Origin of the sequence: Kosakonia pseudosacchari (assembly GCF_900184035.1) — a bacterium.
Classification (GTDB): Bacteria; Pseudomonadota; Gammaproteobacteria; order Enterobacterales; family Enterobacteriaceae; genus Kosakonia; species Kosakonia pseudosacchari.
The window spans coordinates 39,166-51,678 of the sequence record NZ_FXWP01000022.1 but is presented as its reverse complement, the minus strand read 5'-3'; the positions used below and the strand labels follow the sequence as shown (position 1 = coordinate 51,678).

Sequence of the window (12,513 nt, the reverse complement as noted above, 5' to 3'; positions counted from 1 at the left end):
ATTAACCTTCGTGCAGCCCGCATTCGCGTTTCAGGCCAAAGAAGCGGGTCTCTTCTTCTGCCATGCCAGGCTCCCATTTGCGGGTGGTGTGCGTGTCGCCCACGGAAAGGTAGCCCTGATCCCACAGCGGATGGTAGTTCAGCCCGTGTTTTTGCAGGTACTGGTAAACCGTGCGGTTATCCCAGTCGATGATCGGCAGCACTTTGAACACGCCGCGCTGAATAGCCAGCACCGGCAGCGTGGCGCGGCTACCGGATTGCTCGCGGCGCAGCCCGGCAAACCAGGTTTTCGCGTTCAGTTCGGCCAGCGCACGGTTCATCGGCTCAACTTTGTTGATGTGGTTGTATTTTTCAATCCCTTCAACGCCCTGCTCCCACAGCTTGCCGTAGCGGGCTTCCTGCCAGGCCGGGCTTTGTTCGGCGCGGTAGATTTTCAGGTTCAGCTTGAGCTTGTCCGTTAGCTCGTCGATAAACTGATAGGTTTCCGGGAACAGATAACCGGTATCGGTAAGGATCACCGGGATATCCGGGCGCACCTGGTTTACCAGGTGCAGGCTCACCGCCGCCTGAATACCAAAGCTTGAGGAGAGCACATATTCCCCCGGCAGATTTTCCAGCGCCCAGGCGACACGCTCTTCAGCACTGAGTTTCTCAAGCTGCGCGTTGGTTTCAGAAAGCTGCAGTATGCGGTCTACTTTGGGCAGCTCGTTTAGCGCGTTCAGATCGAGTACGGACATATTGACCTCTCTTATCACCTCTTCCTCCCCGAGCGGGGAGGAAGGATTCAGGCGTTATTCCCAGAAATCCCGCGCCGGATCGAGCACCGGGCGAATAATTCCCGCGCGGATGGTGAAGTCGCCAAAACCTTCGCCCTCTTCCCGCTCATGCGCCCAGCGGGCTACCAGCTCGTCGATAGCGCCAAGGATTTCGGCTTCAGTAATGTTTTCACGGTACATGCGCGGAATACGTGTACCACTGCGATTACCGCCGATATGCAAGTTATAGCGTCCTGGCGCTTTGCCGACCAGGCCGATTTCCGCCAGCATCGCACGACCGCAGCCGTTCGGGCAGCCGGTCACACGCAGTACAATGTGATCGTCGCCGACGCCATGTTTTTCCATTACCGCTTCGACTTTATCGACAAACGAAGGCAGGAAACGCTCGGCTTCCGCCATCGCCAGCGGGCAGGTCGGGAACGACACGCAGGCCATGGAGTTTTCGCGCTGCGGTTTTACCGCGTCCATCAGTCCGTGGCTGCGCGCCAGTTTTTCAATCTTCGCTTTCTGACTTTCCGGCACACCGGCGATGATCAGGTTCTGGTTAGCCGTAATGCGAAACTCGCCTTTGTGGATTTTGGCAATTTCCAGCAGGCCGGTTTTCAGCGGCCGTCCCGGATAATCCAGAATACGACCGTTTTCAATAAACAGCGTCAGGTGCCATTTGTTGTCGATACCTTTCACCCAACCGATGCGATCACCACGGCCGGTAAATTCGTACGGGCGGATCGGTTCAAACTTGATCCCGGCGCGGCGCTCCACTTCCGCTTTGAACGTCTCGACGCCAACGCGCTCAAGGGTGTATTTGGTTTTGGCGTTTTTACGATCGGTACGGTTGCCCCAGTCGCGCTGGGTGGTAACCACCGCTTCGGCGACGGCCAGCGTGTGTTCCAGCGGCAGATAACCGAATTCGCTCGCCGTGCGGGCGTAGGTTTTCTTGTTGCCATGCTCGATAGACAGACCGCCGCCCACCAGCAGGTTAAAGCCCACCAGCTTGCCGTTTTCCGCAATCGCCACGAAGTTCATGTCGTTGGCGTGCAGATCGATATCGTTCTGCGGCGGAATAACCACCGTGGTTTTGAACTTACGCGGCAAGTAAGTCTGGCCTAAGATTGGCTCTTCATCGGTGGTCGCCACTTTTTCCTGATCGAGCCAGATCTCGGCGTAAGCGCGCGTGCGCGGCAGCAGATGTTCAGAGATCTTTTTCGCCCATTCGTAAGCTTCAGCGTGCAGTTCAGATTCGTACGGGTTCGAGGTACAGAGCACGTTACGGTTCATGTCGTTGGCGGTCGCCAGCGCGTCCAGCCCAACGGCGTGCAGCATCTGGTGCGCCGGTTTCACATATTTTTTCAGAATGCCGTGAAACTGGAAGGTCTGACGGTTGGTCAGGCGGATGCTGCCGTAGATCGTGTTGTCATGGGCGAATTGATCAATCGCCTGCCACTGTTTGGTGGTGATGACGCCCCCTGGCAGACGGCAACGCAGCATCATCGCGTGGCGCGGTTCCAGCTTCTGCTCGGCACGCTCGGCGCGGATATCGCGATCGTCTTGCTGATACATACCGTGAAAACGGATCAGCAGAAAGTTGTCGCCGTTGAAGCCGCCGGTCAGACCGTCATGCAGATCTTCAGCAATCGTACCGCGCAGGTAGTTGCTTTCGCGTTTCATACGTTCGGCGTCGGTCAGTTTGCCTTCGACCACCAGTGGGCCTGGGTGTTTTTCGCTCATTAGTAGACATCTCGCTGATAACGGCGCTCAACGCGCAGCTCACTTAAAAATTCATCCGCCGCTTCGGTGTCCATGCCACCAAATTCGGCAATCACATCCAGTAAAGCCTGCTCAACGTCTTTCGCCATGCGATTGGCGTCGCCGCAGACATAAATGTGCGCGCCGTCGTTGATCCAGCGCCACAGCTCCGCGCCCTGTTCGCGCAGTTTGTCTTGTACGTAAATTTTTTCTTTTTGATCGCGGGACCAGGCCAAATCAATACGATTAAGCACGCCCTCTTTTACATAGCGCTGCCATTCAACCTGGTAGAGGAAATCTTCGGTAAAGTGCGGGTTGCCAAAGAACAGCCAGTTTTTACCTGGCGCTTCATCGGCGGCGCGCTGCTGCATAAAGGCGCGGAACGGCGCGATACCGGTGCCCGGCCCAATCATGATCACCGGTGTTTCCGGGTTGGCGGGAAGGCGGAAATTATCGTTATGCTCGATAAACACCCGAACTTCGCCCTCTTCTTCTACGCGATCGGCGAGGAAGCTGGAGGCACCGCCCGCGCGGGCGCGGCCTTCGACGTCATAACGCACCACGCCGACGGTGATATGCACTTCGCTCTCTACTTCCGCCTGCGAAGAGGCAATGGAGTAAAGGCGCGGCGTCAGCGGGCGCAGCAGGCCAATCAGCGCGTCCGCATCCAGCTGCGCCGGAGAGAAACGCACCATGTCGACAATCGGTGTGGTCGCGGCGTAGTGCTGCAACTGTGCTTTGTCGCCAACCAGCGGCAGCAATGATTCGCTGCGCGTCAGGGTGGCGTAATTTTCCACGATATTGGCGGTGTTAACCGTCAATTCGAAATGCCACTGCAACGCTTGTGCGAGCGGCAGGGTTTTGCCATCGACCGTGACGGGCTCATCGCCTTTCAGCCACAGCAGTTCAACCAGCTCTTTAACCAGTGCCGGATCGTTCTGATACCAGACGCCGAGCGCATCGCCCGGCTGGTAACGCAAACCAGAATCACCCAAATCGATTTCGATATGACGCACATCTTTTTCTGAATTGCGCCCGGTGATTTTCTGATTAACCGACAGGCTTGCGCTAAGCGGTGCTTCTTTGGTGTAGGGGCTGGAGACGATTTCATTCACCGCGCCGCTGGCGGCAACAGCGGCTTGCGCAGGCGAAGAGGCTGGCGCACGGGCTTTCAGCACCTCGACCACACGGGAGCGCCATTCTGTGGCGGCGGCCTGGTATTCGACATCGGCATCGACGCGATCCAGCAGACGTTCAGCACCCAGCTCCGCCAGCTTGCTGTCGAAATCTTTCCCGGCCTGGCAGAAAAACTCATACGAGGTGTCGCCCAGACCGAAGACCGCAAAGGCGGTGCCATCCAGTTTTGGCGCTTTTTTCGAGAACAGGAATTTATGCAGCGCAACGGCTTCTTCCGGCGCGTCCCCTTCACCCTGCGTTGAGGCAACGACGATCAGCAGTTTCTCATTCGCTATCTGTTTGAATTTGTAGTCGCCCGCGTTGACCAGCGTGACATTGAGTTTCGCGGCCAATAAATCATCGCGCAGCGCTTCGGCTACACGGCGGGCGTTACCGGTTTGCGAAGCGGAAATCAGCGTAATAGAGGACGCTTCTGCGACCGGTGGTGCAGCGACAACCGCGCCGGCCGGCTGCTGATTCAGCACGCCCCAGAAATAGCCGGAAACCCAGGCGAGCTGGGTGGGTGTTAAATCAGTGGTGGCCGCCTGGAGGCGCGCCAGTTGCTCCGGATTAAGCGGAAGCAACGCGGAAGGTGGGACCTGGGTCGTCATGCGTCGTATTGTTCCAGTAGCAATTCCCTTTCGTCTTTCGCGCAGCTTGTGAACGCGCCAATGCCGCGAAATCCATGGGATATCATTTTAAAAAAGTGAAGTGAAACTAAGGTTAACGGTGGGGATAATAACAATTAAAGAAAGGTTGGAAATAACAAATAACCAAAAGAACTAACCTGTTTTAGTTATAGTTGTTAACACTAAAACAGGTTAAATAACTCATTGAATTATATTCACAAAATGAATGTATCGCGGCTTAGCTTCTGCCATAACCGCTTTTAGTGATTTTAATTAATGCTAAAAAAGGTCATTTCCGCTACCATGCGGCGGTTTTTTGTAAGCCTGAGAGTTCATTATGTCGACCACGTTGTTTAAAGATTTCACTTTCGAAGCCGCGCATCACCTGCCGCATGTTCCGCAGGGGCACAAATGCGGTCGTCTGCATGGTCACTCGTTTATGGTGCGCCTGGAGATCACCGGCGAGGTGGATCCTTATACCGGCTGGATAATGGACTTCGCCGAACTGAAAGCCGCGTTTAAACCACTTTACGAACGCCTGGATCACTACTATTTAAATGAGATCCCGGGGCTGGAAAACCCCACCAGCGAAGTGCTGGCGAAATGGATTTGGGATCAGATGAAACCGGTGGTGCCGCTGCTGAGCGCGGTGATGGTAAAAGAGACCTGCACGGCAGGCTGCGTTTATCGCGGCGAATAAATTACTGTCGTACCGCCAACCTGCAAGCCGACCAGGCCTGCAGGTTGACAGCACAGGTGCCCACTCGTTATCTGCTCCCCTCACAGAGGGCAGTCTGTTTAACGCACCAGATAGCCGCCATCGACGACCAGCAAATGACCATTCACATAATCCGAGGCGCGGCTGGCGAGAAAAATTACCGCGCCCATTAAATCCTGCGTATCTCCCCAGCGCATAGCCGGTGTGTGATCAATTCCCCATTTATATTGCTTGCGATCGTTACGAATTATTTGCGTGATATCTGTGGAGAAATATCCCGGCGCAATACCGTTTACCTGAATATTAAATTGCGCTAATTCGTCACAATAGGCTTTTGTTAAACCGGCGAGCGCATGTTTTGTCGCGGAATAAGCGGGCGATCCTTGCTGGCCTAAAAATGAACGCACCGAGCAAATATTGATAATTTTGCCACGCAGGTTTTTCGCCATCACTTTTGCTGCTTCGTGACATAATTCAAAGGCCGCCGTTAGATTCACATTAATCATCGGATCCCAGTCAGCACGATTAAACGCCCAGACATTATTCATTTTGCAGATGCCCGCATTATTAACCAGAATATCTACCGTGCCAAATCGCTCGCAACAGGCGCTGATGATCTTTTTCGGCGCCCCTTCGGCGGTAATATCCACTTCCATAAATTCAACATCTACGCCCTGCTGTTTAATGGCTTCTTCTGTTTCCCCACCGTCCGAAGTAATCGCCGGAATAAAAACATTAGCCCCGGCTTTTGCCAGCGCAACGGAAAATGCCTGTCCTAATCCACTATTACCGCCGGTGACAATAGCGGTTTTTCCCTGCAAGGAGAAAAAGTCCAGTGAAAAATTATTAATTGATCTCATTGACATTGCGTGTTCCAAAATCCTTTTAGAAAAAAGCGACACTCCGTAATAACGAAGCGACGCTTGCAATATTTAAATATTAAGAATGCACGTTTTCTGGCGCAGAGAAGTAAAATACACAGATAAATAAAATAACCTTTGATAGAGGTCAAAGTAAAATTATCACGAGAATTCACTTCGGAATAATCACTTTGTTTTCCCTTTCGGCATGAAAAAACCCGCCAGCGGCGGGTTTGTATTAAGCAATATTGAGATATTTGTGCGTCTGCATCGACAGCCGCCAGTTGCGGGCGATACAGGTTTCAATACACAAGCGTGTCGCATCCTCTTTCTGGCTTATCGGCTGCAGGGCGATCACCCGCTGCTTATCATCGTGCAGCTGCGCCAGAAGCTCGTCCAGCGCTTCAATATCGCGCAGGCGGCCAACAGGGTGCTTAATCTCATCGGCGCGTTCCAGCGCCTGCTGAAGGACATTATAACCGCCGCGCATATTCACTTTCGGCGATACGGTGACCCAGGTGGCGTGCGACGTACGAACGTCGTGCGTGCCGCTGGTTTCAATCTGACAGCTAAAACCATTGTGCTCCAGCAGCGTGGTTAATGCCGTGAGATCGTGAATGCAGGGCTCACCGCCGGTAATCACCACATGGCGTGCTGTCCATCCCTGGCGCTGGATAATAGCGAGCAGATCTTCGCTGCTTGCCGCGCCCCATTTGTCGCTCTCTTTAGTCTTCGCGAGAATGCTGTACAGCGAAACCTCCCGATCCGCGAGCTTATCCCAGGTGTGTTTGGTATCGCACCAGGCGCAACCAACCGGGCATCCCTGTAAACGAATAAAAATGGCGGGAACGCCGGTGAAGTAACCCTCGCCTTGCAGGGTCTGGAACATCTCGTTAATCGGGTACTGCATCGTCACTCTTATTACCGGGGAAAAACGCCATTATTGCAGATAACCCGCGGGGGATCATGTGCCATTTGCGCCGCGCACGGCGGACTATTTAAGCCGCTGATAATGAAAACTATCAGTTATGGCAAATTGTCATTACCTGCTATCAACCGCTATTCTATGAGGGTTATTTCCCTGAGTTGCCCCGCAAGGATGATGCAAATGGCGCGCATACTGGCACTGCTGCTGGTGCTGAGTTTTACCCTTCCGGCGCTGGCTGTGCCTGTTCCACCGATGAATGGCGTGGTTAACGATCCCGAATCTCAATTAAGCCTCTGGCAGCGTAAAGCGCTTATTCAGCAGGTGAGCGATCTGAATGCCCGCACGGGTACGCAAACCGTCGTACTGCTGATACCCACGACCCATGGCGAAACCATTGAACAGTTTGCCAACGCGGTTTTTAACCGCTGGCAACCCGGCGATGCTACGCGTAATGACGGCGTGTTGGTGCTGGTCGCCTGGCAGGACAGAAAAGTGCGTATCGAGGTGGGAAGCGGTCTTGAAGATATGTTAACCAACGCGCTGGCAAAGCAAATTATTGATGAATATATGCTTCCAGCCTTCCGGCAGAATGACCTGAATAGCGGAATCGTGCGCGGCGTTGAGGGGATCAGCACCGTGCTTGCCAGCCAGCCCCTGCCCAAAGCACAACCCCCTTCGTTTTTCGAGCAAATGGCCACCTGGTTTTCTCTGTGGAAGAGTTTACTAATGTTGGCGGTGGTCATCATTGTCCTGACGGTTAAGGGCAAAATCCGCACGCTGGCAGGGCTGTTTCTTATCGCCTGCCCTCTGGCCGTGATATTGTTCGCTTACAGTGAGCAAAACCCTTTGCTGCTGCCTTTTACGATATTCTGCGCTGCCGTGCCCGCTTTTATCTTGCTGATGATGTTGTGCGTATGGTTGATTTACCCGCAGCGGCTTACCGCCGCAGGCCGGCAAAAATATCATGAGAGCAGGCAGCTCACTTATTCTCGTGGAAGCGAGATAAGTACCGACACAACCACTTACACCAGCAGCGAGAATTCCAGCCATAGCAGTAGCGATAATTCCAACGGTGGCGGCGGGTCGAGTGACGGCGGCGGCGCATCGGGAAACTGGTGAGCCATCAAGCGCAAAACAAATGATGTAAGTAAATATTATTTATTTTACATTTTGAATGATATTCACGACTAATTCGCAGGCGAATAAACTAAAAATAAGTCATTAAATATCATCGATATAAATATTTACCGAGGCGTGACGGAATCTTTTCATTTTATTGGTTGTCGTAGATAAATCCCCTGCGCTTTTTTCCTTAAAAACCCTTAATAAACCCGCGATTTTGCCCGCCAGTTGATTGATATGGCGTTTAGCTTTCTGTGCCTACAATCCGCCAGAACAACCATGATGAGAAAGCGTTGATGAATACATTATTGATTACGGGTGTCACTGGGTTTCTTGGCGGGGCGGTATTAGAAAAAATTCTTCATAACAATCTACCAATGAATTTATTGCTGCTGGTTCGTGCCGAAGATAGCGAAGCCGGGCTGGCGCGCGTTAAAAGTAATATGCGCAAATTCAACCTCAGTGATGAGGTACTGAACGCACTTTCAACGTCGCAGATCCTGCTCGGCGATTTGGGCGAACCAGAAGGTTTTATTGCCGATCCACGCCTGGAAAATGTAACCCACGTGCTGAACTGCGCAGCGGTAGCCTCTTTTGGTAACAATCCGCTGGTCTGGAAAGTCAACGTGGAAGGCACGCTGACATTTGCCCGCCGGATGTCGCACGTTGCCGGGTTACAGCGTTTTCTGCACGTTGGCACCGCGATGTCATGCACGCCGGAGCCGGATTCACTGGTACCGGAAAGCAGCGAGTTTCGCGAGAACGCCGAGCATCTGGTGGCCTATACGCACTCCAAATCCACTATCGAGCAACTGATGCGCAAAGAGTGCCCGCAGTTGCCACTGGTGATCGCACGTCCCTCTATTGTCGTCGGCCATACCAGCCATGGTTGTACCCCGTCTACCAGTATCTTCTGGGTGTTCAGCATGGGGCTGATGTTGCAAAAATTTATGTGTTCGCTGGAAGATCGCGTGGATGTGATCCCGGTGGATTACTGCGCCGACGCGCTGCTGATGCTGCTTAGCGGCAAGATTGCACAGGGAGAAGTGGTGCATATCTCGGCCGGGGAAGAGAATAGCGTCCGCTTTGCCGATATCGACAGGGCAATGGCGAAGGCACTGGAAAAAGCGCCGGTTGGTGATAAATACGCGCAGGTTAGCTATGAAACGCTGGTGAAAATGCGCCGCGAGCTGAAGGATATCTTCGGGCCGTGCAACGAGCGCCTGATGCTGAAAGCGATGCGTCTTTACGGAGCGTTTGCCACGCTTAACGTGCGTTTCAGCAATGACAAGCTACTCAGCATGGGTATGCCGAAGCCGCCGCGTTTTACCGATTATATCGCCCGCTGCGTGCAGACAACGCGCGGCCTGACGATACCACAGCAGATGGAAGTCGATTTTAAATAGTCAGAAAAAGCCAAAAAAAATGCCAGTCAACTGACTGGCATTTTTATTTGATCAACGCTTAGCGATTACGCCTGGCCTTTGATCTCTTTACGACCGTGGTACGGTGCTTGTTCACCCAGCGCTTCTTCGATACGAATCAGCTGGTTGTATTTAGCAACGCGGTCAGAACGGCTCATAGAACCAGTTTTGATCTGGCCTGCAGCAGTACCAACAGCCAGGTCAGCGATGGTAGCGTCTTCAGTTTCACCAGAACGGTGAGAGATGACAGCGGTGTAGCCAGCGTCTTTCGCCATTTTGATCGCAGCCAGGGTTTCGGTCAGAGAACCGATCTGGTTGAATTTGATCAGGATGGAGTTAACGATGCCTTTTTCGATGCCTTCTTTCAGGATTTTGGTGTTGGTTACGAACAGGTCGTCGCCCACCAGCTGGATTTTGTCGCCCAGCACTTTGGTCTGGTAAGCAAAGCCAGTCCAGTCAGATTCGTCCAGACCATCTTCGATGGAAACGATCGGGTACTGTTTGGTCAGATCTTCCAGGAAGTGAGTGAACTCTTCAGAGGTGAACGCTTTGTTGCCTTCGCCAGCCAGAACGTATTTACCGTCTTTGTAGAACTCAGATGCTGCGCAGTCCATCGCCAGAGTGATGTCTTTGCCCAGCTCGTAGCCCGCAGCTTTAACCGCTTCAGCGATAACAGCCAGTGCTTCTGCGTTGGAACCCAGGTTCGGCGCGTAACCACCTTCGTCACCCACAGCCGTGTTCATGCCTTTGGATTTCAGAACTTTCGCCAGGTTGTGGAACACTTCTGAACCCATACGTACCGCTTCTTTCAGGCTCTTCGCGCCAACCGGCTGAATCATGAATTCCTGAATGTCGACGTTGTTATCAGCGTGCTCACCACCGTTGATGATGTTCATCATCGGAACCGGCATGGAGTATTTACCCGGGGTGCCGTTCAGTTCAGCGATGTGTGCGTACAGCGGCAGGCCTTTAGAGGCAGCAGCAGCTTTAGCAACAGCCAGAGACACGGCCAGGATTGCGTTTGCACCGAAGTTGGATTTGTTTTCGGTACCATCCAGATCGATCATGATTTTGTCGATGCCAGCCTGGTCTTTCGCGTCTTTACCCAGGATTGCCTGAGCGATCGGGCCGTTAACCGCGCCAACCGCTTTCAGTACGCCTTTACCCATGAAGCGGGATTTGTCGCCATCGCGCAGTTCCAGCGCTTCGCGGGAACCAGTGGAAGCACCTGACGGCGCAGCAGCCAGACCTACGAAACCACCTTCCAGGTGTACTTCGGCTTCAACAGTCGGGTTACCACGGGAGTCGATGATTTCACGACCGATGACTTTAACGATTTTGGACATTAGGTTTTCCTCAGTACAAGTTAAACTAAAACTCCAGACAAACAACGCGTACCGATGGTACGCGTTGCTGTTGTAACTTTTTTACTTCGCCTGGCGCTTCTGATACTCGCTGGCGGCTTTCACAAAACCGGCAAACAGCGGATGTCCATCACGCGGCGTAGAAGTAAATTCCGGGTGGAACTGACAAGCGACGAACCACGGATGATTCGGCACTTCGATGATCTCGACCAACTGATCATCCCCGGAACGGCCCGCAACACGCAGACCCGCAGCTTCGATTTGTTTCAACAGCATATTGTTGACTTCGTAACGATGGCGATGGCGTTCAATAATGGTTGGCGCACCATACAGCTGGCGAACCAGGCTGTCATCACCAAGCTGGCACTGCTGTGCGCCGAGGCGCATGGTGCCACCGAGATCGCTCTTCTCCGAACGTTGCTCAACGTTGCCGTCTTCGTCACGCCATTCGGTAATAAGCGCCACAACCGGGTATTTACAGTCTGGCACAAATTCCGTGGAGTTGGCGTTCTCCATCCCGACTACGTTACGTGCGAACTCAATCAACGCAACCTGCATACCCAGGCAAATACCCAGGTAAGGAATATTGTTTTCACGCGCATAGCGCGCGGTGGCGATCTTGCCTTCCACACCGCGGTAGCCGAAGCCGCCAGGGATCAGAATGGCATCGAGACCTTTGAGGATCTCTACACCGCGCGTTTCAACATCCTGCGAGTCAATCAGCTTGATGTTGACGGTGACGCGGTTTTTCAGACCACCGTGTTTCAGTGCTTCAATAACCGATTTGTATGCGTCCGGAAGTTCAATGTACTTACCGACCATACCAATGGTGACTTCGCCTGACGGATTCGCTTCTTCGTAAATCACCTGTTCCCATTCGGCCAGGTTTGCTTCCGGACAGTTCAAGCTGAATCGTTTACAAATATAATCGTCCAGCCCCTGAGATTTCAACAGGCCCGGGATTTTATAAATGGAATCGACGTCTTTCAGAGAAATCACAGCTTTTTCTGGAACGTTACAGAACAAAGCAATTTTTGCACGCTCATTAGCAGGAACCGCGCGATCGGAACGGCAAATCAGGATATCAGGCTGAATACCGATAGAGAGCAGCTCTTTAACAGAGTGCTGCGTCGGTTTGGTTTTCACTTCACCGGAAGCTGCCATATAAGGCACCAGCGTCAGGTGCATGTAGAGCGTGCGCTCACGGCCCACTTCTACCGCCATCTGACGGATAGCTTCAAGGAACGGCAGGGATTCGATGTCACCCACCGTACCGCCGATTTCGACCAGCGCAACGTCATGGCCTTCGCCACCGGCAATAATGCGTTCTTTAATCGCGTTGGTGATGTGCGGAATAACCTGTACGGTTGCACCCAGATAGTCGCCACGACGCTCTTTGCGCAAAACCTCGGAATAGATACGACCAGTGGTGAAGTTGTTGCGACGGGTCATTTTGGTGCGGATAAAACGCTCGTAGTGACCCAAATCCAGATCGGTTTCAGCGCCGTCTTCGGTAACGAACACTTCACCATGCTGGATTGGACTCATCGTCCCTGGATCGACGTTGATGTACGGATCCAATTTCATCATGGTGACGTTGAGGCCACGGGCTTCAAGAATAGCTGCCAGGGAGGCTGCGGCAATGCCTTTACCCAGAGAGGATACGACCCCGCCGGTCACAAAAATATAGTTCGTTGTCATGCTGAACCTGAGAAGTTAGGTTTAAAAGACGATGGAATAACCAGGACGGGAAAGCAGTATACCCGATGAT

The 12,513-nt window shown here is 52.9% G+C and carries 10 protein-coding genes; 3 read left to right on the top strand and 7 right to left on the bottom strand.

Features of this window, described 5'->3' with window-relative positions:
- Position 1 precedes the first annotated feature (1 nt).
- From cysH to cysJ, 3 genes are read right to left on the bottom strand one after another with little or no spacing between them, the layout of a single operon-like run.
- A complete protein-coding gene (gene cysH, locus BN2591_RS17310) occupies positions 2-736 on the bottom strand; it encodes a phosphoadenosine phosphosulfate reductase (RefSeq protein WP_017458757.1) in 735 nt (244 codons plus the stop codon).
- A gap of 54 nt (positions 737-790) precedes the next feature.
- A complete protein-coding gene (cysI, locus tag BN2591_RS17305) occupies positions 791-2,503 on the bottom strand; it encodes an assimilatory sulfite reductase (NADPH) hemoprotein subunit (protein WP_086873158.1) in 1,713 nt (570 codons plus the stop codon).
- Positions 2,503-4,308, bottom strand: a complete 1,806-nt coding sequence (gene cysJ / locus BN2591_RS17300) for an NADPH-dependent assimilatory sulfite reductase flavoprotein subunit (protein ID WP_086873157.1) — start codon at positions 4,306-4,308, stop codon at positions 2,503-2,505. Before cysJ ends, cysI begins: the two co-directional genes overlap by 1 nt.
- A gap of 355 nt (positions 4,309-4,663) precedes the next feature.
- Between cysJ and queD the strand changes: the two genes are divergently transcribed.
- Positions 4,664-5,026 (top strand): 6-carboxytetrahydropterin synthase QueD, encoded by a 363-nt coding sequence (queD, locus tag BN2591_RS17295; protein WP_017458754.1) that lies wholly within the window; start codon positions 4,664-4,666, stop codon positions 5,024-5,026.
- 98 nt (positions 5,027-5,124) lie between these two features.
- Here queD and BN2591_RS17290 read toward each other — a convergent pair whose 3' ends face one another.
- Together BN2591_RS17290 and queE are read right to left on the bottom strand one after the other, a co-directional pair.
- Positions 5,125-5,910 carry an SDR family oxidoreductase gene (locus BN2591_RS17290; RefSeq protein WP_086873156.1) on the bottom strand — a complete coding sequence of 262 codons (786 nt, stop codon included), beginning with the start codon at positions 5,908-5,910 and terminating at the stop codon, positions 5,125-5,127.
- 232 nt (positions 5,911-6,142) lie between these two features.
- Positions 6,143-6,814 carry a 7-carboxy-7-deazaguanine synthase QueE gene (gene queE / locus BN2591_RS17285; RefSeq protein WP_086873155.1) on the bottom strand — a complete coding sequence of 224 codons (672 nt, stop codon included), beginning with the start codon at positions 6,812-6,814 and terminating at the stop codon, positions 6,143-6,145.
- Between the two features lie 198 nt (positions 6,815-7,012).
- Between queE and BN2591_RS17280 the strand changes: the two genes are divergently transcribed.
- Together BN2591_RS17280 and BN2591_RS17275 are read left to right on the top strand one after the other, a co-directional pair.
- The gene (locus tag BN2591_RS17280) at positions 7,013-7,951 is read left to right on the top strand and encodes a TPM domain-containing protein (protein ID WP_086873154.1); all 939 of its coding nucleotides are present in this window, start codon (positions 7,013-7,015) and stop codon (positions 7,949-7,951) included.
- 299 nt (positions 7,952-8,250) lie between these two features.
- Positions 8,251-9,360 (top strand): SDR family oxidoreductase, encoded by a 1,110-nt coding sequence (locus BN2591_RS17275; protein WP_086873153.1) that lies wholly within the window; start codon positions 8,251-8,253, stop codon positions 9,358-9,360.
- Positions 9,361-9,425: 65 nt separating this feature from the next.
- Here the strand turns inward: BN2591_RS17275 and eno are convergent, their stop codons facing one another.
- Both eno and pyrG read right to left on the bottom strand, forming a co-directional pair.
- Positions 9,426-10,724, bottom strand: a complete 1,299-nt coding sequence (gene eno / locus BN2591_RS17270) for a phosphopyruvate hydratase (RefSeq protein WP_086873152.1) — start codon at positions 10,722-10,724, stop codon at positions 9,426-9,428.
- Between the two features lie 81 nt (positions 10,725-10,805).
- On the bottom strand, positions 10,806-12,443 hold the full coding sequence (gene pyrG, locus BN2591_RS17265) for a glutamine hydrolyzing CTP synthase (RefSeq protein ID WP_017458748.1): 1,638 nt from the start codon (positions 12,441-12,443) through the stop codon (positions 10,806-10,808).
- Positions 12,444-12,513: the final 70 nt, after the last annotated feature.